The organism is Streptomyces sp. NPDC020965 (genome assembly GCF_044333555.1).
Lineage (GTDB): Bacteria > Actinomycetota > Actinomycetes > Streptomycetales > Streptomycetaceae > Streptomyces.
On sequence record NZ_JBIRRE010000007.1, the window covers coordinates 155,336 to 176,051 of the forward strand.

Sequence of the window (20,716 nt, forward strand, 5' to 3'; positions counted from 1 at the left end):
TCATCCCCTTGGCACCCGCACGGGACTTCGACTCACTCGCCAACCCCCCGTGACCAACGCCAACGCGCCGGCGCCGGTCATCCGCTGACCGTCAGGGCGACGGCCGCGCCGCCGATCCGAGTCCACCCCGCGCCGGGCCGGTCGCCCGCTGCCCGATGGATCGCCCGCCGGTCCGGAGCCAGCCGGAAGACATGATCGGCAGTGACGGCGAGATCAGCTCCCGCCGTACCGGCGTCGGCCCAGGACGCGGGAGCACGGGTGTGCCGCAACAGGCGGTCACCGTCCGCGCTGGTGGCGAACAGCGCGGCCGGACCCGCGTGGAGATGGTGCGCGGGTCCCCCGATCCGGGTCCACGCGGACCCCCTCCCCTCCCACCGGAAGACCGTGCGCCGGTCGGGCGAGAGCCCGTACAGATGGTGGTCGCCGACGGCGAAGTCGGCACCCTCACCGCCGATGTGCTCCCAGAGGTCCCGCCGGGGGTCGTAGCGGAAGAGCCGCCCGTCCTGCGGGTTGGTGGCGAACATGCCCGCCCCGCCCCCGTACAGCCGTCCGGCCGGGCCACCGATCTTCGTCCAGCACCCGCCCGCGCCCTCCCACCGGTGAACGGCACCCCGGTCCGGGGCCAGCCGGTAGAGATGGGCGCCGCTCATGACGAAATCGGCGCCGGGTCCACTGACGGGCACCCACTTCCCGGGTGTGCCCGTATAGCCGAACAGTCTCCGGTCACCGGCGCGGACGGCGAACACCCCGGCCCGGCCGGCGAGGACCTTCGCCGCCCGACCGCCCATGCGCGTCCAGCCCCGGCCGGGCCCACCCCACTGCTGAACGACACGATCCCGGGGAGTGATGGCGTACAGCGTGCCGGGCGGGGTGGTGACCACACGCGGGCTCGCCACCGGGGAGGGGAGCGGATCCGGATGCCGACCGATGTCCGGGACCGCAGTCACCGCCACCGACCCGGGCGCGCGGTGACCACCGATCAACACCCCCACCGCCAGCAGAGCGGCGGCGGCGGCCAGGAAACCGGCCGCCCGGAACCCGCGTCGCGCCGCCCGGCGGAAGGTGCCCGGAGGCGGCGGGCCCGCGCGGCGGGGACCGATCGGCACGATCGCCCCCAACGGCCGGGCAGCCGGGGCCACTGCCACCACTTCCCCGCGCACCGGGCTGAGTACGGTCACGGCCGGTTCGACGCCCAGCAGCAGGGCCACCTCCCGGCCCCGGTGCGCCAGCTCCGCACGCGTCCGGGCGATCCCGACCTCCACCCGCCACAGCGCGGGCAGATGGACATCGACGTCACCGAACGGAGCGATCCGGGCCCCCGCCGCCGCCCGGCCGCCCCCGCCACCGGGCGGGATCCACTGCCGGGCCGCGAGGAGTCGGTGGATTTCGTGTTCGTGCCGGGCCGCCCGAGCGACCTGCCCCGCCGTCCGGTGCAGTTGGCGCAGCCCGGCCAGGCATTCCGCCGCCGCCAGCGCCCCGGGCTCGACCCCGGACCCGCCCCGCACGACGGGCCCCGCCGTATCGCCGACCCTCCGGCCCGTGGTGGTCGGCGGCCCGGTGCCCGACCGGTCGCGCAGCTCATCCGCGACCGACGCGAGGAGTTCGATCAGCCGCGCGGACTCCCGCACACTCGACTCCGCCTGCCGCTGCGCCTCCCGCGCCCGGTCGAGCATCTCGCGGGCGGCCGAGCGGGCGTCGGTCCGTGGCCGGGCCCCCTGCGCCGCGTCGGTGGCGTGCGCGTGCAGATTCCTGGCCCGCTCCAGCAGCGTCAGCCGCGTCCGCGCGTCCGTGACCCGGTCGGAGATGAGCCGTTCCAGCCAGTGCAGCGGGATGTCCCGGGCCCCGGAACGGTACTCGCCCCAGGTGGTCTTGCCGAGGGGATAGCGCTGTGCGAGTTCACGGACGGTGATGCCTCGCGTCACACCCCGAACAAAAGTGGCCAATGCGTTCGCTTCATCGGTTTCTCCCTTGAGTCGCCCTTGCGGTCTGCCTGCCTTGCGCATGTTCGTGACCCCCGTACCGTGCCGGACAATCCAGATTGTCCGTTGCCCACATGGGCGTTCATCACTTTCCGTCGAAGGACAATCAGCCTAGAAGGCACGTTGGGACCTCCACCGACTCTTCGGACAACTCTGGAGGTTCTTCCGTGTCACGGACACTCACCGGCGCCCCGTCCACGCGACGGCGCCGCCCCTTCGGTCACACCGTGCGCCGGGCGGCCACCACCGCGGCCGCCGCCGGTCTGCTCCTGTCGCTCGCGGCGACGACGGTGAACGCCAACGCCGCCGCCACGGACTCACCCACGACGGCCATGACGGCCGGATCCGCGGCCGCCCCGACCGCCGTCGACCTGTGGACCCCGCGCGGAAACGCACAGGCCGTCTTCAACGCGGCCACCAACAAGATCGGCATCTGGAAGGCCCGGGCCGGTAACGCGACCCTGCGGTGGTCCTACGACGGCCAGCACTTCACCTCCACGCACACCGGCGCGGTCCGGACGTGGCGATCCGTCTCCATCCCCAACGGGAAGTACATCTCCTGGAACATCTGCGCCGGCGATGGATGCAGCCCGACCGTGGGCACCCGTAGCTGATTTTTGGAGGCTCGCACCGAACTCCGTATCGCGGGCTCACCACCATCAACAGGAGGAAACACCATGCGCATTCACCACCACGTCGCCGCCGTCGTCGCGTCACTCGCCCTGGCCGGCACCGGACTGATCGGCATGGCATCGTCGGCCAACGCCGCCTCGCCCGCCCCCGCCTCGCGGACCTCGGCGGCCCCGGCCGCCGTCGCGGCGCTCTCCTGCGAGCGACCGGTCTACCGGACCGGCAGCGGCGGTCACCACGGCGCCTCGATCAGGTGCTTCGGCGGCTCCTTCACGGGCTTCGTGGACTGCCACAAGCCGGGACACCCCGTCTACCGCCACTACGGCAACAGGGCGGGATCGGGCGGCACGTCCACCACCTGGTGTGACCTCGGCGCGAGGGTCGTCGCCGCGGGCGCCGTCAACAGCTGAGCATTTCGGGGGGCCCGGTTCGCCTCCGGGGCGCTGTGAGCGTGCGCCGACGGTCGATCGAGCTCGGTCCCTCGTACCTCGGGACCGCTCGGGTTACGTCCGGCCCTCCCTTTCGGCACCCGTGCACCCCTCCGGCTCACTCGCCGGAGGGGTGCACGGGGCCGCCGAGGGACGGAGCCGTGACACCAGCGCGCCCGGGGCCGGGGCGCGGCACGGGAGGGACGGCCCGCGTGGAGCGGGCGTAGGCTCCAGCGTATGGACGATCCGTACTGCGTGGGGCAGAGTCCCACGCCCGCGAAGGCGGCCGCCGAGGGCCCCTTCGCCGAATGTGTGCTGTGTCGGGAACCGACCGAGTATCCGGAATCCACCAAGGGCAGCACCCTCTGTCCGGTCTGCGCCTGGCACGAGGCCCAGCGCACGGCCTGCTCGGGTTAGCCCTCCCGCAAAGGGAAACTAGCTCGCCTTCTGGGGCACCAGCTCGCTGGGGCGGACGATCACGAAGCCCTCGCCCTTGAGCATCAGCTGCACCGCCTCGCCCGAGCCGCCGCGCACCATGGAGCCGATGGACTGCGAGCGGTTCAGCGAAGTGTCCAGGTGGGCGCTCCAGCCGACGACCGCGTCGGTGTCCACACAGACCGGCTGCTGGGGGGTGACCGGGATCACGATGGGGTTGCCCTCGCAGATGACGGCGAGCTTGCCCTGTCCGGTGAAGACGCTGTTGAAGAGGCCGCCACCGGCCGCGCCGGCGCCCTTCACCGTCTTGATCTCGTACGAGAGGGCGGCGTCGAAACAGAGCACATTGCGGCCGTTGACGGTCAGCGCGTCGCCCTGCTCGATGTCGATGATGAAACAGTTCGCGGCCTCGTGCGCGAACCACGCCTCGCCTTGACCGCGCACCGCCATCACGGGCAGGCCCTCACCGGTGACGGCGCGCTTGAGCATGCCGCCTATGCCCTGGCTCTTGCGCTCGAACTGGAGGTCGCCGCGGAAGGCGATCATCGAGCCCTGCCGGGCGTACATCTCCCCGCTGACGACGTACTTGATCGACTTGGCGTTCTGCTGGGTCATTCCGGGGACCGTCGCCGGCTGCGCCATGTTCTCGGAGGCAAAGAGATCGCTTTTCATGACACGCATACTCACCCGGAGAGGCCCATTACGCCAAGAAGCCAGCACCGCCCATGACCCGGCCCGCTGGCACACTGTCCGGTGTGACCAGCGAATCTCCCCGCCCCGACACCGAAACCGGTTCCGAGCGCCGCCCCGAGACCGGCTCCGAGCCTCACCCCGGCACCGAAGCCGGCAACGGCGCACCTCCGCTCCCCGGCCCCGGCCCCGGCCCCGGCCCCGGCGACAGCCCCTTCCGGCACCAGGACACGGACCGCGACGCGGCGCCGCAGTTCGTGCTGCCCCTGGTCGTACGGATCGAGAAGGCCGCGCCCCCGGCCCGTACCGACGCGCTGGAGGCCGCGGCCCGCGCCGTGCTCACCATCCTCGGCGACGAGCGGTCCACCGGCGACGGCCCGTGGGCCGAGACGATGCGGGACTGGCAGGACGCCCGGATCCGCAAGGTGGTGCGGCGGGCGCGGGGCGCCGAGTGGCGCAAGGCGTCGGCGCTGCCGGGGATCACCGTGACCGGCGGGACCGCGGAGGTGCGGGTCTTCCCGCCGGTACCGCTGGACGGCTGGCCGAAGGAGCTGGCCAAGCTCCAGGTGTCGGGGACGGACCTGGACGACCCCGAGCCGCCCACCGCGCCCGATCCGTCGGGCACCGTGCTCTGGCTCAGTCCCGAGCTGGACATGTCGGCGGGGAAGGCGATGGCCCAGGCCGGCCACGGTGCGCAACTGGCCTGGTGGGAGCTGTCGGACGCGGACCGTGCGGCATGGGCGGCGGCGGGGTTCCCGCTCACCGTACGGACCGCGGAGCCGGACCAGTGGGCGCGGCTCACGACCGCCGGGCTGCCGGTGGTGCGGGACGCCGGGTTCACCGAGATCGCGCCCGGGAGCTGCACGGTGGTCGCGGATCATCCGGCGCTCCGGCACCCGGCCCGGTGAGGCGCCCGCGTGCCCTGAGCCCCGGCCCGTGATCCGGCCGTCCGGGAGCGGTTCCGCACACCGATGGAGAGTCGAACCCGGACTCCGGGAACCTCAAATCAACCTCTGAACGTCCCCCTTTCTGGATTCGCCGCGGCCTGGCAGGGCCATGACTGCTGCACGCGGCAGTGCCGTACGGCGCGGTCCGCAGAGGAGGGGGACATGGAACTCGGTATCGGAATCGGTTGGCGACCCGAGATCGCGGACGCGGTGGAGGGGCTGCCGAACGTCGATTGGGTCGAGGTCGTGGCGGAGAACCTCTGCCACGACCATCTGCCGGACTCGCTGATCCGGCTGCGCGCCCGCGGCACCCGGATCGTCCCGCACGGCGTCTCGCTGGGTCTCGGCGGTGCCGACCGGCCGTCGGAGCGGAAGCTCAAGGACCTGGCCGAACGGGCGGCGGTGCTGGGGGCGCCGCTGGTGACGGAGCACATCGCCTTCGTACGGGCCGGAGGCGAGCTGACCGCTTCCCCACGGCTTGAGGCGGGCCATCTGCTGCCCGTGCCCCGTACCCGGGAGGCGCTCGCGGTGCTCTGCGAGAACGTCCGGATCGCCCAGGACCTCCTTCCGGTGCCGCTCGCGCTGGAGAACATCGCGGCGCTGATCTCCTGGCCCGGCGAGGAACTGACGGAGGGGCAGTTCCTGGCCGAGCTGGTGGAGCGCACGGGGGTGCGGCTCCTGATCGACGTGGCCAATCTGCATACGAACCGGGTGAACCGGGGTGAGGACCCGGCGACGGCGCTGGACGAACTGCCCGTGGAGGCCATCGCGTACGTCCATGTCGCGGGCGGCATCGAACGCGACGGGGTCTGGCACGACACCCACGCCCACCCGGTGACCGAGCCGGTCCTGGAGATACTGCGCGAGCTGCGGTCCCGGGTCTCGCCGCCCGGTGTGCTGCTGGAGCGGGACGACAACTTCCCCGCGCCGGCTGAGCTGGCGGCCGAACTGGAGACGATCCGGCGGACCCTGCGGGAGTCGGTCCGGGTGACCGTACCGGCGTCGGAGCCGGTACGGGTGGGAGCGGCGGGCTCGCCGGGTGCCGCCGGACGGCCGCCGTCCACCACGGGCGCGGCGCGGACCACCGGCGCATCGACCGGGCCCGTCGGCGCCCCCACCGGTGGCACGGGTGACACCAGAGATATAGGGGGCGTGGGGGACGGAGGTGGCACGGGGGACGGAGGTGACGCCGCCCGGGAGCGGCTCGCGATAGCCCAGACCGCCCTGCTCTCCGCCCTCGTCGCGGGCACCCCCGCCCCCGAGGGCTTCGACTCCCGCCGACTCCGCGTGCAGAGCCGGGCGCTGGCCGCCAAGCGGGCCGATGTGGTCGCCAAGGTCGCGCCCGAGCTGCCCGAAATCCTCGGCGACCGCTACCGGGCCACCTTCCTCGCGTACTCCAGGACGCGCCCCATGCGGTCCGGCTACCGTCGTGACGCGCTGGACTTCGCGGAGCATCTGCTCATCGCCGGCCGGCCCGCCGACGACCGGGCCCGCCGACTACTCACCCGCTGGTGGGAGGAGCGGGTGGCGCCCCGGCCGCCCCGGCGCGCCATCCGCATAGCGCGTGCCGCCCGCGCGGCGCTCACCAGGAGGTAGTCCCGTGGTCATAGCCGCCGTCCTCGTCGCCGCCGTCGTGGCGGTCTCATCGGCCACCCTGGTCCTGCGGCAGTTCACCACCCGCCGCGACCACCTGCCGCCCGATGTCGACCGCGACTACGACGCGTACTCGGTCGCCTATCTCAGCGGCGGCCCCGTCCGGGTCGTGGACGCCGCCATCAGCGCCATGCACGCGGACGGCCGGTTGGCGATCGGCGGGCCCGGCATCGTCTCCCTCAACCGCCCTGAGGCCGGCGACCAGGTGGAGCGCGCGGTCGTGAAACGGCTGGAGGACGGCTGGACCCGGCTCAACGATCTCCGTCACCGGCTGAGCCACAGCGGCGCGGTCCAGGCAGTGGGGGACCGACTCGCCACCCGTGGGCTGTTGGTACGGCCAGGACCGGCCCGGGGGACGCTGGTGACGTGGGCCACGACACAGGGGGTGCTCTGTCTGCTGGCACTGATCGCCGCCCTCGCCGTCATCCTCCTGGGCGGGGTGGAGGGCCGGGCGGCCGAACCGCTCATCAAGATCGTCGTACCCGCGCTCGTGGTGGGCACGCTGATCGGCTTCCGCATCGGCCGCCTCTCCCAGCGCCGGATCAGCCCGCCCGGGGAGAGCGTGCTGCGCCGGTACCGGAAGGAGCGGGCCGGGCAACCGTCCCCGGCGTGGCGGGTGGCGCTCCAGGGACCCCAGGGGGCGTCGTCGCCCACTCTCGCGATGCTGCTGGCCGTGGCGGTGGTGGCACCGGCCGCGACGCACGGCGGCGCGGGCGCCGATTCCGGCGACGGGGACGGAGGTGGCGGAGACGGGGGCTGCGGCGGTTGTGGCGGCTGCGGCTGACCGGCACCGCGCCCGGCCGGCGCCGCGACTGATCCGTATCGCACCGGGAGCCGCACCCGGACAGCGCCGGCACTGACCGGCACGGCACCAGAGACCACACCGGGACACCCGGCCACCGCCCCGCGGCCGTTCGCCTCCCGGCGCCCCCGCCCCACCACGCGCACGGCAACCACGCACCCACCGCCGCGCGCGCCACAGCCGACGCCACACGAGCCTGCCCCATCCGATCCGGACGGCTCCCCCTCGGGCGCACCGGCACCTGACATCACCATCACCCGGGCCGCTCGGCCCGCGTCCGTACGGAGGTACACCATGCCCATGTCCGTACTCACCGTCCTCGTCTATCTCGTCGCGATTGCCCTCTCCGTCCGGCTGTACCGGGAGGAGACCGCATACCGGCGCCACCGCTCATCGGGGCACCGGACCGCCGGGCTGCACAGCATGTATGAGGCGGCCTTCCTCGCCGGGGGCCCCGGCCGGGTCGTGGACACCGCTGTCACCGCGCTGCACAAGGCGGATGTGCTGCGGATCGGCGGCCCTGGCGTCGTCGCCGCGCGGCAGGACCACGGGGCGGCGCCCGCCGATAGACATCCGGTGGAGACCGAGGTGCTCCGCGCGCTGGCGGCGGCACCGAACGGCTCGCTCAGCATGTTGCGCAACGAGGTGATGCGTACGAGCGTCGTGCAGGACATCGGCGACGCGCTGGCGGCCCGTGGGCTGCTCCTGCCCGGGGGGTCACGGGCCCGGTTGGCCGACCGGGGACTGTTGCAGGGCGTCTTCTCCATCATCGCGCTGCCCCTCTCCATCCCCCCCACCGTGCTGAGCGAGGTGCTGGACTGGCCCCGGTTCGGAGTGCCGTTCATCTTCCTGATCCTGCCCGCGCTGGTGGCGAGCGGCTGGACCGGATTCCTGGTCCACACGCGTGCCACCCGTCGCATCACGACCTCCGGCCGACGGGCCCTGCGCGCCTGGGCGACCCCGGCCGTCCTCCAGGGCGCCCCGGAGGCGCTGGTCGCGGCGAAGGGTCCGCGCGCGGCATCGGACGCCGCGCTCCGGCCGGTACTGGTCGCGGCGACGGCGCCCTTCATCTATATCGCCGCCTCGTCGGGCTCGGACGGTGGAACGGCCATCTGGTGCGGTTCCAGCAGCAATTGGGGCGGTAGCGGAAGCGGCTCCGGTGGCAGCGGCGGCGGTTCGAGCTGCGGGGGCGGCGGGGGCGGCTCCAGTTGCGGCGGGGGCGGCGGTTCGAGCTGCGGTGGGGGCGGGGGCGGCTCCAGTTGCGGCGGAGGTGGCGGGGGCGGCTGCGGAGGCGGCGGCTGCTGACCGGAGACGACCTGAGCGGCCCTCCCGCCCGCGATCACACGCCCACCCGGCCGCACCGGAGTTGCTCCGGCTGCGCGAGCAGCGCACGGGAGGGCCCGACACACCCTCGCCGAGCGAGCCGAGTGCCGGGCCAGGGAGGGTCTTGCCCCCGGCGAGTGAGCAGAAGCCCACGTCAGGGAGGCCCTGGCACCCTCCGGCGAGTGAGCCGAAGGGGCGCGCGGGTGTCGAAAGGGAGAACGCGCGGAGGTCCCGAGGAACGAGGGATCGAGCACGATCGACCGTCGGCGCACGCTTAAAGCGCCTCGGAGGCGAACCGAGCCCTAAAAAGAAAGGTGCGCCCCGGAGGCGAACCGAGCCCCAAAAACATGAGCGAGCCCCGACACTCCCCCATGGTGCTTTACACCGCATACGCCCCCGCGAATGCTTGCGGCTCTATGCCGTCGGCACGAAGGGAACGCGATGAGAGCAGCGGCGAAGTACGGGGTGCCGGTGGGAGTGGGTTCCCTGATCGCGACCGCGCTGGCCGTCGCCCCGGCCGGAGGTGCCACGGTCGCGGATGCCGAGTCGCGGGGCACGGCGGTCGCGGCCGGCCGCGCGGCGGCGGCCGGCATCGACTTCGGTGTCTGCCCGGCGGTCGAGCGCCTGCCGGCTTCGGTGTCGTGCGGCACGGTCACCGTCCCGCTGGACTACGCGGACCCGTCGGGACGGCAGATCCGGCTGACCGTGAGCCGTATCCGGGCGACCGGTGAACCCGCCGACTACCAGGGGGCCTTCGTCTACAACCCCGGTGGCCCCGGCGCCTCCAGTATGTACTTCCCGCTGGCCGGCCAGCTCCCGGAGTGGGAGCGGATCGCCCGCGCGTACGACATCGTGGGCTACGCCCCCCGTGGCGTGGGGCGTTCGGCGCCGATCTCCTGCGCCGACCCGAAGGGTTTCGTCAAGGCGCCGACTCTGGCGCCGACGCACCCCACCACCGCCGAGAAGGCGGCGCGGATCGAAGAGGCGCGGGCGTACGCGGAGGGCTGTGCCCGCCGTTCGGGGCCGGCGCTGCGGCACTACACCTCGCTCAACAACGCCCGTGACCTCGATGTGTTGCGCGCGGCGCTCGGCGAGGAGCGGTTGACGTTCATGGGGGCCTCGTACGGCACCTACTTCGGTGCCCTGTACGCGACGCTCTTCCCGTCCCACGTGCGCCGGATGGTCTTCGATTCGGCGGTCAATCCGGCGCGCGACAAGATCTGGTACCGGAGCAACCTCGATCAGTCGTTGGCGTTCGAGGGCCGTTGGGCGGACTTCCGCGCCTGGGTCGCCAAGCACGACGGCACCTACGGGCTCGGTGCCACTCCGGAGGCGGTGGCGGGGAGTTTCGAGGAGGCGCGGGTCCGGCTCGCGGCGAGGCCGGCGGGCGGGAAGGTCGGCCCCGGCCAGCTCCAGTCGGCGTTTCTCGGGGCCGCGTACTACGACGACTACTGGGTGCCGCGGGCGACCGCCCTGTCGGAGTATCTGCGGGGCAACGAGAAGCCGCTGATCGCCCAGGCCGCGCCCCGGCCGGGTTCGGACGCGGGCGCGGAGAACGGCACGGCCGTGTACACGGCGGTCGAGTGCAATGACGCGCCCTGGCCGACCGACTTCGCCGTCTGGGACCGGGACAACACGGCGCTCGCCCGCAGGGCGCCGTTCGAGACCTGGGACAACGTGTGGATGAACCTGCCGTGCGCGTTCTGGACGGCGCCGCGGCAGGCGCCGTTGGAGGTCCGGACGAAGCGGGGGGCGCTGCCGCCGGTGCTGATCCTGGCCGCCGAGCGGGATGCGGCGACACCGTACGCGGGGGCAAGGGAGTTGGCCCGGCGGCTGAAGGGCGCGGTGCTGATCACCGAGGAGGGCGCCGGTACGCACGGTATCGGCGGGGGCGGCAATGACTGTGTCAACGCCCATATGGAGAACTACCTGCTGCGGGGTGAGACGCCGGTGCGGCGCGCGTCGTGCGCGCCGCACCCGGAGCCGGACCCGGTGTCGCTGGAGCGGCGGTCGGTGCAGCCGAAGCTGCCCAACACCGTCTGACCTTCCGGGTCTGAGAGGCCGGGGACCGCTGGAGTGCGGCCCCGGCCTTCGTCTGTGCGGCCGGGGGCCCCGTACGGGACGGGGTGCCGGACGCGACAGCCCTGTGCGGCAGCCGTAAGCCCCGTGTCACACCTGGGACTGTACGGGCGTGAGGGGCTGCGGGGCGGGCCTTGTCCGAGACCGGTCACCAGTTCGGCGGCGGACTCGGGGCGCCTCCCCGGCTGGAGGGACGGGCTCAGGCGAGCCCGGCCACCAGTTCCGCGACCGACCTGCGGCGGCCGGTGTAGAACGGGACCTCTTCGCGGACGTGCAGCCGGGCTTCGGAGGCACGCAGATGACGCATCAGGTCCACGATGCGGTGGAGTTCGTCCGCCTCGAACGCGAGGATCCACTCGTAGTCGCCGAGCGAGAACGAGGCCACGGTGTTGGCGCGCACATCGGGGTAACCGCGGGCCATCTTCCCGTGGTCGGCGAGCATCCGACGACGGTCCTCGTCGGGCAGCAGGTACCAGTCGTACGAGCGCACGAACGGGTAGACGCTGATGTAGTCGCGCGCCGTCTCGTCGGCCAGGAAGGCCGGGATGTGCGACTTGTTGAACTCGGCGGGGCGGTGCAGCGCCATGTTCGACCAGACCGGCTCCAGCGCGCGGCCGAGCCGGGTGCGGCGGAAGAGGTTGTACGCCTCCTGGAGTTCGTCCGCGGTCTCGGCGTGCCACCAGATCATGAGATCGGCGTCGGCGCGCAGCCCCGAGAGGTCGTACGTGCCCCGCACGGTGACGTCCTTCGCGGCGAGCTGGTCGAACAGCTCCTGGACCTCGTCGGCGTAGCCGGAGCGGTCGTCGGGCAGTACATCGCGCAGCTTGAAGACGGACCACAGCGTGTACCGGATGACCTCATTGAGGTCCTTGGCCTTCTTGCCTGCGTTCGGGATCTTTTCGGGCGCACTCATGACGCTATTGTCCCGCGTCGCGATCAGTGCCCCGCGCCAGGGTCGGCGTGGCAAGGATCTCTTCCGCCGCGCGCCGTCCGTCGGCGATGCAGGCGGGGATGCCGACCCCGTCGTACGCGGCCCCGCAGATCCGCAGGCCGGGAAGGCTCGCCAGCTCGGCGCGGATCCGGGCGACGCGGGCGAGATGGCCGACCGGGTACTGGGGCAGCCCGCCGTGCCAGCGGGTGACCTCGGTGGCGACCGGCCGGGCGGTGATGCCGGTCGCGGCGGCGAGATCGTGGCGGGAGACGCCGACGAGATCGGTGTCGTCGCGCCGGAGCTGCTCCTCCTCCCCGTACCGGCCGATGGAGGTCCGCAGCAGGAAGAGTTCGGACGAGCCCCGGCCCACCCAGTCCCACTTCTGGCTGGAGAAGGTGGACGCCTTGATCGTGTGGCCGTCGACGGGCGGGACGAGGAAGCCGCTGCCGGCCGGCAGTCCGGTCAGATCGGCGCGTCGGAAGGCGAGGGTGACCAGGGCCATGGAGGCGTACTCGATCAGCCCGAGGTCGGCGGCGGCGGTCGGGGCCTCGGCGGCGAGCAGCCGGGCGGCGACCCCGGCCGGGGTGGCGACGATCACGGCGTCGGCTTCGATGGTGCCGGCCGACGGGGCGCCGAGCCGGAGCCGCCAGCCGGCGGCGGTGCGGCTCAGTCCGGCGACGGGTGTCCCGGTGCGGATGTCGCCGCCACCGGCGCGTACGGCGTCGGCGACCGCGCCCGGCAGGGTGCCGACACCGCCGTCGATGCCCAGGAAGACCGGGCCGGTCCGACGCTGCTCCTGGGCGCGCCGCTGGATCTCCCGTACGCCGGCGAGCAGGGAGCCGTGGGTCTGGGCGGCCTCGAAGAGCTGCGGGACGGCGGCGCGCATCGAGATGCGGTAGGCGTCGCCCGCGTACACCCCGCCGAGCAGCGGTTCCACCAGCCGGTCGACGACCTCACGGCCGAGGCGGTCGGCGACGTACGCGCCGACGGCGATGTCGTCTCCGAGGTCGACGGGGTCCAGTTCGGGTTCCCGGGCGACGCGGGCGACGCCCTCCGGGGAGAGGAGCCCGGCGAGCGCATCGGGGGTACCGGGGACGCCCATCACATGCCCCTGGGGCATCGGGCGCAGCTCGCGACGGCTCCAGACGGACGCGGTGGCGGTGGCGGGCGGCTGGAGCCGGTCGCCGAGTCCGACGGCGCGGGCCAGTTCGATCGCCTCCGGGCGGCGGGCGAGCATCGATTCGGCGCCGAGGTCGACGGGCAGCCCTTCGATCTCCCCGGTGTACAGCTTGCCGCCGAGTCGTTCGCCGGCCTCGACGAGGGTGACCCGGAGGCCGGCCGTGACGAGCCGGTGGGCGGCGGCGAGGCCGGCGATACCGCCCCCGATGACGACGGTGTGGCCGGGTCCCGGCGGGGTGGGTCGCGCGGGTGTGACGGTGCCCGGACGCTGCGAAGGCTGCATGTCCCCCACTGTCTCAAACGGACACGGGACCGATTCGGGAGGGCTCGGGGCCGCTGGGACCGTCTCGTACGGGCGTACGGCATCCGCACGCCGTTCCGAGTCCTGACCGTGATCGGTTCGGGACCGGGAATCGGCAACCCGGTCCGGGGACGCGCCGTCGAATCGGAGACATCGGAACGACCGCCCTGGGGGGCCGACATGCGTGTTCGACACGCCTTTTCCGTAGTGATACTGACCGCGGCGCTCGCCGTGACCGGATGCAGTGCGGGTGGCGACGGGGGTTCGGAGAAGGCGGAGGGGGCGGCGGCGAAGGCCGATTCGAGCCACCCGGACGACGGGCGGGCGGCCGGGAGCACCGTGCCCGAGGGGGAGAAGGCGAAACCCGCGAAGCGGAGTGTCAGGCTGGCGCCGACGCACATCATCCGCACCGCCGAACTGGAGGTACGGGTCAAGGACGTGGCGAAGACCCTGGTGGTGGCGCGCCGGGCGGCCGAGGGCGCGGGCGGCCATATCGCCGACGAGACCACCGAGCGGCTCGACTCGGACTCCGGCATCACCTCCCGGGTGGTGCTGCGGGTGCCCCAGGAGCGGTACGACGCGGTGCTGGCGGAGTTGGAGGGGGCGGGGAAGCTGCTCGCCCGCCGCGCGGACGCCAAGGACGTCACCGATCAGGTGGTGGACGTGGAGAGCCGGATCGCCACCCAGCGGGCGAGCGTGGTCCGGGTGCGGGCGCTGATGGACCGGGCGGAGAAGCTCGCCGATGTGGTGACGCTGGAGGGTCAGCTCAGCAGCCGCCAGGCGGAGCTGGAGTCGCTGCTGGCGCAGCGGGCGTCGTTGAAGGACCGGACGACCCTGTCGACGATCACCCTGACGCTGTCGGAGGCGGCGGGGAAGGAACGGAAGGAGCCGGCCGACGATGACCCGGCCTTCCTGGACGCGCTCGGTGGCGGTTGGGACGCGCTGGGGACCACGGTGCGGTGGATCGGGGTGGTGATCGGCGCGGTGGCCCCGTTCGCGGCGGTGCTGGCGGTGTTCTACGCGGTCTGGCGGTGGCTGGTGCGGCCCCGGCTGTCGAAGCGGCGGACCGCGGTCACCGGGGCGCCGGCGCCGCTGCCCGCGTACGGCACGGCGCCCGCCCCTGAGCGGGACTGAGGGGTCCCGATAGCGTGGCCCCATGACAGCGGAACGACTGGTGGTCATCGGGGGCGACGCGGCGGGCATGTCCGCCGCGTCGCAGGCGCGCAGGCTCAAGGGCCCGGACGAGCTGGAGATCGTCGCGTTCGAACGCGGCCACTTCAGCTCGTACTCGGCGTGCGGGATTCCGTACTGGGTCGGCGGGCAGGTCGGCGACCGGGACGAGCTGATCGCCCGTACGCCCGAGGAGCACCGTGAGCGCGCGATCGATCTGCGGATCCGTACCGAGGTCACCGAGGTGGATCTGCCGGGCGGGCGGGTGCGCGCCCGCGACCTGGAGACCGGCGACGAGGGGTGGACGGGTTTCGACAAGCTGGTGATCGCGACCGGCGCCCGCCCGGTCCGCCCGCCGTTGCCGGGCATCGACGCGCCCGGCGTCCATGGGGTGCAGACCCTCGATGACGGCCAGGCCCTGCTGGACACGCTGACCGGGGTGACGGGCCGGCGTGCGGTGGTGGTCGGCGCGGGTTACATCGGCGTCGAGATGGCGGAGGCCCTGCTCAACCGGGGCTTCGAGGTGACCGTGCTCAACCGGGGCGAGCAGCCGATGGCGACCCTCGACCCGGATATGGGCCGGCTGGTCCACACGGCGATGGACGGCCTCGGCATCACCACGGTCAACGGGGCCGAGGTCACGGCCGTCCGCACCGGGGCCGACGGCCGGGTCCGCGCGGTGGCGACCGAGGAGGCCGAGTACCCGGCGGACGTGGTGGTCCTGGGCATGGGCGTGGCACCGGAGACATCGCTGGCCCGGGCGGCCGGACTGCCCGTGGGGGTGTCCGGGGGCCTGCTCACGGATCTGTCGATGCGGGTCCGCGGCCAGGAGAACGTCTGGGCGGGCGGCGACTGCGTCGAGGTCCTCGACCTGGTCTCGGGGCGGGAGCGCCATATCCCGCTGGGTACCCACGCCAACAAGCACGGTCAGGTCATCGGCGCCAATGTGGGCGGCGGGTACGGCACCTTCCCCGGCGTCGTCGGTACGGCGGTGAGCAAGGTCTGCTACCTGGAGATCGCCCGGACCGGTCTGCGCGAGAAGGACGCGGCTGCGGTCGGCCTCCAGTACGTCACTGCCACGATCGAGTCCACCAGCCGGGCCGGCTACTACCCGGACGCGTCCCCGATGACGGTCAAGATGCTCGCGGAGCGGCGTACCGGTCGGCTGCTGGGCGTGCAGATCGTGGGCCGGGAGGGGGCGGGCAAGCGGGTGGACATCGCGGCGGTCGCCCTGACGGCGGGTATGACGGCGGAACAGATGACCACGCTGGACCTGGGTTACGCGCCGCCGTTCTCACCGGTGTGGGACCCGGTCCTGGTGGCGGCGCGGAAGGTGGTCGCGGCGGTCCGGCAGGACTGAATCGTCCCCCCTGCCGGTCCGGACAGGGCCTACCGGCCCTCGATGCCGACGACGGTCCCGAACGGGTCGCGCAGCTGGGCGATCCGCCGGCCCGGCTCGATCGTCAGCGGGCCGCGGTGGTGCTCGCAGCCGGCGACGAGCAGTCGCTCACGGGCCCGGTCGACATCGTCCACTCCCCAGTAGACGACCGGGCTGCCGCCACGAGGATTGCGCTCGTCGTCCACCGGGTGGAAGCCCAGCTCGACGCCCGCGACCTCCACCCACGCGTAGACGGCTCCGGTGTCGCCGATGTCGAGCCGTACGGGGGCGTCCAGCAGCTCACCCCACCAGCGGGCGGACGCCTCGGGGTCCGGGGCGAAGGTCATCACGGTGCGTACGCTGTCGAACACGCCCACCTCCGGACGGTGCCGGCCCCCTCGTGCGGGGGCGCGGCGGACGGGGCTCTGCGGGGACTCCCTAGCGGCGGGTGTTCTCGTGGACGAACGCGACCAGGCGGGTCAGCGCGTCCGGGTCCATCGTCGGGAGGACGCCGTGGCCCAGGTTGAAGATGTGGCCTTCGAGGTCCGCCGCCGCGTCCAGGACCTCGCGGGCCTTGGTCTCCACGGCCGCCGGCCCGGCGAAGAGCACGGCCGGGTCCAGATTGCCTTGGAGCGCCTTGCCGGGGCCCACCCGGCGGGCCGCTTCGTCCAGCGGGACGCGCCAGTCGACGCCGACGACATCGGCGCCCGCCTCGCCGAGCAGGCCGAGCAGTTCGCCAGTGCCGACGCCGAAGTGGATGCGCGGCACCTCGTAGGACGCGACGGCGTCGAACACCTTCGCGGAGGCGGGCAGTACCGAGTGGCGGTAGTCGGCGGGGGCGAGGGCGCCCACCCAGGAGTCGAAGAGCTGGACGGCGCTCGCGCCGGCCTCGATCTGGACCTTCAGGAAGGTGCCGGTGATGTCGGCGAGCCGGTCCAGGAGGTCCGCCCAGAGCTGGGGGTCCCCGTACATCATCGCCTTGGTGTGCTCGTGGTTGCGGGAGGGGCCGCCCTCCACGAGATAGCTGGCGAGGGTGAAGGGCGCGCCCGCGAAGCCGATCAGCGGGGTGGCGCCCAGTTCGGCGGTGAGCAGCCCGATGGCCTCGGTGACGTACCAGACGTCGTCGGGGGTGAGGTCGCGCAGCCGGGCCAGGTCCGCGCGGGTGCGGATCGGTTCGGCGACGACCGGCCCGACGCCGGGCTTGATGTCGAGGTCGAGTCCGATGGCCTTGAGCGGGACCACGATGTCGCTGAAGTAGATCGCGGCGTCGACGTCGTGCCGTCGTACGGGCTGGAGGGTGATCTCCTTGACCAGCTCGGGCCGCATGCACGACTCCAGCATCGGAATGCCTTCGCGCACCTTCAGGTACTCGGGCAGTGAGCGCCCCGCCTGTCGCATGAACCAGACCGGGGTGTGCGGTACCGGCTCCCGCCGGCATGCCTTGAGGAAGGCGGAGTCGTACGGAGTCGGCTGCTGGCCCGAGGGGCGGTCGTTGACGCTCACGACCCAAATCTTCGCACGGCCCGCGGAAGTGGCTGCCCCGCCCCGGGTGTCCTTCCCTGCGCGAAGGCCCCGTTCCGCCTACTCTTCCCCGCATGGCTGCGGCTCAGGGACATTCTTCCGATCATCCGGATCATTCTGACAGTGCCGGTTCCACGGACGGCGCGGAGAGCCCGGAGCACCAGGCCGTCCCACGGGCCTTCCGGCTCGCGGTCGACGCGCTGCGCGGGGCCGGGCTCCGCCCCGAGCTGGAGGTGGATCCGGCGCGGCCACCGCAGCGGCTCGCGCCGTACTCGTACGCCCTGGAGGCCGCGGTCGTGGACGGTGACGAGGATCTGGCGGACGGGCGGCTGGTGCTGCTGCACGATCCGGCCGGTCATGACGCCTGGCAGGGCACCTTCCGGCTGGTGACGCTGGTGCGCGCGGAGCTGGAGCCGGAGATGGCGGCCGATCCGCTGTTGCCCGAGGTGTCCTGGTCCTGGCTGACGGGCGCGCTGGAGGCGCGGGGGCTGGCGTACGGGGAGCCGAGTGGCACCGTCACCCGCGCGGGGTCTCACTATTTCGGTGGACTCGCGGAGCGGCTGCCGGCGACCCAGATCGAGATCCGGGCGTCGTGGACGCCGAGGGAGGACGCCGGCGGGGTGCCGGACACGGCCGCACACCTCGCGGCCTGGTGCGATCTGCTCTGTCAGATCGCGGGACTGCCACCGTCGCCGGCCGGTTCACCGGACGGCGGGGCGGGTGTGGTGACGCTTCCGCAGCGGCGGGATCCGCAGCACCGGTGACCCGTCGCATGAGGTACCGGGGGTGTGGGGCGGTCGCGGACCGGGAGACTGGCGTGTGAACCGTGCCGTACGGGCTCCGCTCCCCCCGTCCGGGGGGTGCCTCCCTCCCCGGACCATCCCCGGACGGGGGGGCCTTCCCTGCCGGCCAACCCCCTCATCAGCGATAGCCCCATTCGTAACACAGCGTCAGCTCGTTCGTAGGATGATCGATCACCCGTCCGAATTGCACCAAATTGTTACTCACTGAATCGTGATCATTCTCTAAAGGCGAACGGGTTCGGTGCCGAAGAGGTCAGTGACCCGCACTGCATGGTTCGCCCCGGCGTCATCCCGAGCCGGCCCGTCCCGTCATCCTTCCCCAGGAGGCCTGGTGTCCGTTCTTCTTGAGCAGCCCGCAAGCCTGGTCGCCTACCGCCCGAACAAGCCGACGGCCATGGTCGTCGTGGCCGACCCGCGCGTCCGCTCCACCGTGACCCGCCATCTGTGGGCTCTCGGAGTGCGCGACGTGATCGAGGCGTCGTCCATCGCGGAGGCTCGTCCCCGCGTCGGCAACCCGCGCGACATCTGCGTAGCCGACGTCCATCTGCCCGACGGTTCCGGGCTCACCCTCCTGTCCGAGACTCGCGCCGCGGGGTGGCCCAACGGCCTCGCCCTGTCCGCGGCCGATGACATCGGCGCCGTCCGCAATGCACTCGCGGGCGGCGTCAAGGGCTATGTCGTCACCGGTACCCGTACGAACATCGGGCACCCGATCCGTCCCGGCGCCGCCCCCATCGGCGCCGCGGCGGCCCGCCTCGGCCACCGCCGCCCCCCGGGTGCTCCGAGCCACCCGGGCGGCTACCGCGAGCTCTCCGGCCGTGAGGTCGAGGTGCTCCGGCTGGTCGCCGAGGGCCAGTCCAACAAGGCCATCGGCGTCTCGATGGGCCTGTCCGCCCTGACCGTCAAGAGCCATCTCGCCCGTATCGCGCGCAAGCTCGGCACAGGTGACCGGGCCGGTATGGTCGCGGTCGCCCTGCGCACCGGCATCATTCACTGACCCCTTCCCGACTCCCCCGCGCCTGTCGACGGAACGTTCCGTCGACAGGCGCGCTCCGTTCACAGATACCCTTGACACGTGACCGACGCCCAAGACACCGCAGCAGAGACCGCACTGCGAACCGCCGGGGGCGCTCCCCCGGACGCCGGCGTCGCAGCCGAAGAGGCACCCATTCCGTTGCTGGAGCCCCGCGAGGGGATCCCCGAGGTGGTCGCCGACGACGCCGCGCTGGCCGAGGTGATCGCCGCCTTCGCCGCCGGGACGGGCCCCGTCGCCGTGGACGCCGAGCGCGCCTCCGGCTACCGCTACGGCCAGCGCGCCTACCTCGTACAGCTCCGCCGCGAGGGCGCCGGCAGCGCCCTCATCGACCCCATCGGCTGCCCCGACCTCTCCGGATTGGGCGAGGCGCTGGCCGACACCGAATGGATCCTGCACGCCGCGACGCAGGACCTGCCCTGCCTGCGGGACATAGGCATGATCCCCACCAGGCTCTTCGACACCGAGCTGGCCGGCCGGCTCGCGGGCTTCCCCCGGGTCGGACTCGGCGCCATGGTCGAGTCGGTCCTCGGGTACGCCCTGGAGAAGGGTCACTCCGCCGTCGACTGGTCGACCCGTCCGCTGCCCGAGCCCTGGCTGCGTTACGCGGCGCTCGATGTGGAGCTGCTGGTCGACCTGCGGGACGCGCTGGAGGAGGAGCTGGCCGGGCAGGGCAAGCTGGAGTGGGCCCGTCAGGAGTTCGACGCCATCGCGTCCGCCCCGCCCGCTCCCCCGCGCAAGGAGCCCTGGCGGCGCACCTCGGGGATGCACAAGGTCCGCCGGCGCCGCCAGATGGCGGTGGTGCGGGAGCTGTGGGAGGCCCGGGACAGGACCGCGCAGCGGCGCGATGTGTCGCCGGGCAAGGTGCTGAGCGACCACGCGATCGTCGAGGCCGCCCTGGCGGTGCCGGCGAACGCGAACGCGCTGAGTGCGCTGACCGGATTCGGCCACCGGATGGGACGGCGGCAACTGGAGCAGTGGCAGGCGGCGGTGGACCGGGCGAAGTCGCTGCCGGACACCGAGCTGCCGCAGCCCGGCCAGCCGCTGAACGGTCCCCCGCCGCCGAGGTCGTGGGCGGACAAGGACCCGGTCGCAGCGGCGCGGCTGTCGGCCGCTCGGGCCGGGGTGTCATCGCTCGCCGAGCGGTTGAATCTGCCGCAGGAGAATCTGATCACGCCGGACACGGTGCGGCGGGTCTGCTGGGAGCCGCCCGCCGACCGGTCGGCGGCGGGGGTGTCGGAGGCGCTGGCGGCGCTGGGGGCGCGCCCGTGGCAGATCGAGCTGGTGACGCCGGTCCTGGCCGACGCGCTGGCGGCGTCGGCCTGACGGACGGCGGTGGCGGTCGGGCGTCTCCCCCGCCTGGGGACGACGCGCCGCGGTGGGTCCGACCCGGGATTCACCGCGCCGCCCGCGGCCCCCCGGGCTCCGCCCTGG

At 73.1% G+C, this 20,716-nt stretch carries 19 protein-coding genes; 13 read left to right on the top strand and 6 right to left on the bottom strand.

Going from position 1 to position 20,716, the window contains the following annotated elements; genetic code table 11:
* Positions 1-77 precede the first annotated feature (77 nt).
* A complete protein-coding gene (locus tag ACH4S7_RS22100; RefSeq protein ID WP_398522940.1) occupies positions 78-1,922 on the bottom strand; it encodes a hypothetical protein in 1,845 nt (614 codons plus the stop codon).
* Positions 1,923-2,146: 224 nt separating this feature from the next.
* Between ACH4S7_RS22100 and ACH4S7_RS22105 the strand changes: the two genes are divergently transcribed.
* The 3 genes from ACH4S7_RS22105 to ACH4S7_RS22115 all read left to right on the top strand — a co-directional run bounded on the left by ACH4S7_RS22105 (position 2,147) and on the right by ACH4S7_RS22115 (position 3,454).
* A complete protein-coding gene (locus tag ACH4S7_RS22105) occupies positions 2,147-2,593 on the top strand; it encodes a hypothetical protein (protein ID WP_398522941.1) in 447 nt (148 codons plus the stop codon).
* Positions 2,594-2,656: 63 nt separating this feature from the next.
* Positions 2,657-3,019 (top strand): hypothetical protein, encoded by a 363-nt coding sequence (locus ACH4S7_RS22110; RefSeq protein WP_398522942.1) that lies wholly within the window; start codon positions 2,657-2,659, stop codon positions 3,017-3,019.
* Between the two features lie 255 nt (positions 3,020-3,274).
* Positions 3,275-3,454 (top strand): hypothetical protein, encoded by a 180-nt coding sequence (locus ACH4S7_RS22115; RefSeq protein ID WP_398522943.1) that lies wholly within the window; start codon positions 3,275-3,277, stop codon positions 3,452-3,454.
* An 18-nt stretch (positions 3,455-3,472) separates the two neighbouring features.
* Here the strand turns inward: ACH4S7_RS22115 and ACH4S7_RS22120 are convergent, their stop codons facing one another.
* Positions 3,473-4,144: an AIM24 family protein gene (locus ACH4S7_RS22120; RefSeq protein WP_398522944.1), complete on the bottom strand. Its 672-nt coding sequence runs from the start codon at positions 4,142-4,144 to the stop codon at positions 3,473-3,475.
* 83 nt (positions 4,145-4,227) lie between these two features.
* Here ACH4S7_RS22120 and ACH4S7_RS22125 point away from each other — a divergent pair, with 83 nt between their 5' ends.
* The 5 genes from ACH4S7_RS22125 to ACH4S7_RS22145 all read left to right on the top strand — a co-directional run bounded on the left by ACH4S7_RS22125 (position 4,228) and on the right by ACH4S7_RS22145 (position 10,930).
* Positions 4,228-5,070 carry a peptidyl-tRNA hydrolase gene (locus ACH4S7_RS22125; RefSeq protein ID WP_398522945.1) on the top strand — a complete coding sequence of 281 codons (843 nt, stop codon included), beginning with the start codon at positions 4,228-4,230 and terminating at the stop codon, positions 5,068-5,070.
* A 201-nt stretch (positions 5,071-5,271) separates the two neighbouring features.
* Complete coding sequence (locus ACH4S7_RS22130; protein WP_398522946.1) at positions 5,272-6,705, top strand: DUF692 family multinuclear iron-containing protein; 1,434 nt, start codon at positions 5,272-5,274, stop codon at positions 6,703-6,705.
* Between the two features lie 4 nt (positions 6,706-6,709).
* A complete protein-coding gene (locus tag ACH4S7_RS22135) occupies positions 6,710-7,546 on the top strand; it encodes a TIGR04222 domain-containing membrane protein (RefSeq protein WP_398522947.1) in 837 nt (278 codons plus the stop codon).
* Positions 7,547-7,858: 312 nt separating this feature from the next.
* Complete coding sequence (locus ACH4S7_RS22140) at positions 7,859-8,869, top strand: TIGR04222 domain-containing membrane protein (protein ID WP_398522948.1); 1,011 nt, start codon at positions 7,859-7,861, stop codon at positions 8,867-8,869.
* Positions 8,870-9,328: 459 nt separating this feature from the next.
* Entirely contained in the window at positions 9,329-10,930 is a 1,602-nt protein-coding gene (locus ACH4S7_RS22145; protein ID WP_398522949.1) for an alpha/beta hydrolase, read from the top strand.
* Between the two features lie 235 nt (positions 10,931-11,165).
* Here the strand turns inward: ACH4S7_RS22145 and hemQ are convergent, their stop codons facing one another.
* Together hemQ and hemG are read right to left on the bottom strand one after the other, a co-directional pair.
* On the bottom strand, positions 11,166-11,879 hold the full coding sequence (gene hemQ, locus ACH4S7_RS22150) for a hydrogen peroxide-dependent heme synthase (protein WP_398522950.1): 714 nt from the start codon (positions 11,877-11,879) through the stop codon (positions 11,166-11,168).
* Between the two features lie 4 nt (positions 11,880-11,883).
* Positions 11,884-13,359 carry a protoporphyrinogen oxidase gene (gene hemG / locus ACH4S7_RS22155; protein WP_398522951.1) on the bottom strand — a complete coding sequence of 492 codons (1,476 nt, stop codon included), beginning with the start codon at positions 13,357-13,359 and terminating at the stop codon, positions 11,884-11,886.
* 225 nt (positions 13,360-13,584) lie between these two features.
* Between hemG and ACH4S7_RS22160 the strand changes: the two genes are divergently transcribed.
* Both ACH4S7_RS22160 and ACH4S7_RS22165 read left to right on the top strand, forming a co-directional pair.
* On the top strand, positions 13,585-14,511 hold the full coding sequence (locus ACH4S7_RS22160; protein WP_398522952.1) for a DUF4349 domain-containing protein: 927 nt from the start codon (positions 13,585-13,587) through the stop codon (positions 14,509-14,511).
* Between the two features lie 22 nt (positions 14,512-14,533).
* Positions 14,534-15,907: an FAD-dependent oxidoreductase gene (locus ACH4S7_RS22165; RefSeq protein ID WP_398522953.1), complete on the top strand. Its 1,374-nt coding sequence runs from the start codon at positions 14,534-14,536 to the stop codon at positions 15,905-15,907.
* Between the two features lie 29 nt (positions 15,908-15,936).
* Here ACH4S7_RS22165 and ACH4S7_RS22170 read toward each other — a convergent pair whose 3' ends face one another.
* The gene (locus ACH4S7_RS22170; protein WP_398522954.1) at positions 15,937-16,296 is read right to left on the bottom strand and encodes a VOC family protein; all 360 of its coding nucleotides are present in this window, start codon (positions 16,294-16,296) and stop codon (positions 15,937-15,939) included.
* A gap of 67 nt (positions 16,297-16,363) precedes the next feature.
* A complete protein-coding gene (gene hemE, locus ACH4S7_RS22175) occupies positions 16,364-17,428 on the bottom strand; it encodes a uroporphyrinogen decarboxylase (RefSeq protein WP_398522955.1) in 1,065 nt (354 codons plus the stop codon).
* A gap of 92 nt (positions 17,429-17,520) precedes the next feature.
* Between hemE and ACH4S7_RS22180 the strand changes: the two genes are divergently transcribed.
* The 3 genes from ACH4S7_RS22180 (at position 17,521) to ACH4S7_RS22190 (ending at position 20,608) form a co-directional block, all read left to right on the top strand.
* Positions 17,521-18,210 (top strand): DUF3000 domain-containing protein, encoded by a 690-nt coding sequence (locus ACH4S7_RS22180; RefSeq protein ID WP_398522956.1) that lies wholly within the window; start codon positions 17,521-17,523, stop codon positions 18,208-18,210.
* 370 nt (positions 18,211-18,580) lie between these two features.
* Positions 18,581-19,246 carry a response regulator transcription factor gene (locus tag ACH4S7_RS22185; RefSeq protein ID WP_355106390.1) on the top strand — a complete coding sequence of 222 codons (666 nt, stop codon included), beginning with the start codon at positions 18,581-18,583 and terminating at the stop codon, positions 19,244-19,246.
* Positions 19,247-19,324: 78 nt separating this feature from the next.
* The gene (locus ACH4S7_RS22190) at positions 19,325-20,608 is read left to right on the top strand and encodes an HRDC domain-containing protein (protein ID WP_398522957.1); all 1,284 of its coding nucleotides are present in this window, start codon (positions 19,325-19,327) and stop codon (positions 20,606-20,608) included.
* Positions 20,609-20,716: the final 108 nt, after the last annotated feature.

Coding starts and splice junctions, on each gene's coding strand:
- ACH4S7_RS22110 (WP_398522942.1), top strand. CDS start 2,657: ATGCGCATTCACCACCACGTCGCCGCCGTCGTCGCGTCACTCGCCCTG.
- ACH4S7_RS22115 (WP_398522943.1), top strand. CDS start 3,275: ATGGACGATCCGTACTGCGTGGGGCAGAGTCCCACGCCCGCGAAGGCG.
- ACH4S7_RS22120 (WP_398522944.1), bottom strand. CDS start 4,144: ATGAAAAGCGATCTCTTTGCCTCCGAGAACATGGCGCAGCCGGCGACG.
- ACH4S7_RS22130 (WP_398522946.1), top strand. CDS start 5,272: ATGGAACTCGGTATCGGAATCGGTTGGCGACCCGAGATCGCGGACGCG.
- ACH4S7_RS22140 (WP_398522948.1), top strand. CDS start 7,859: ATGCCCATGTCCGTACTCACCGTCCTCGTCTATCTCGTCGCGATTGCC.
- ACH4S7_RS22145 (WP_398522949.1), top strand. CDS start 9,329: ATGAGAGCAGCGGCGAAGTACGGGGTGCCGGTGGGAGTGGGTTCCCTG.
- hemQ (WP_398522950.1), bottom strand. CDS start 11,879: ATGAGTGCGCCCGAAAAGATCCCGAACGCAGGCAAGAAGGCCAAGGAC.
- hemG (WP_398522951.1), bottom strand. CDS start 13,359: ATGCAGCCTTCGCAGCGTCCGGGCACCGTCACACCCGCGCGACCCACC.
- ACH4S7_RS22165 (WP_398522953.1), top strand. CDS start 14,534: ATGACAGCGGAACGACTGGTGGTCATCGGGGGCGACGCGGCGGGCATG.
- ACH4S7_RS22180 (WP_398522956.1), top strand. CDS start 17,521: ATGGCTGCGGCTCAGGGACATTCTTCCGATCATCCGGATCATTCTGAC.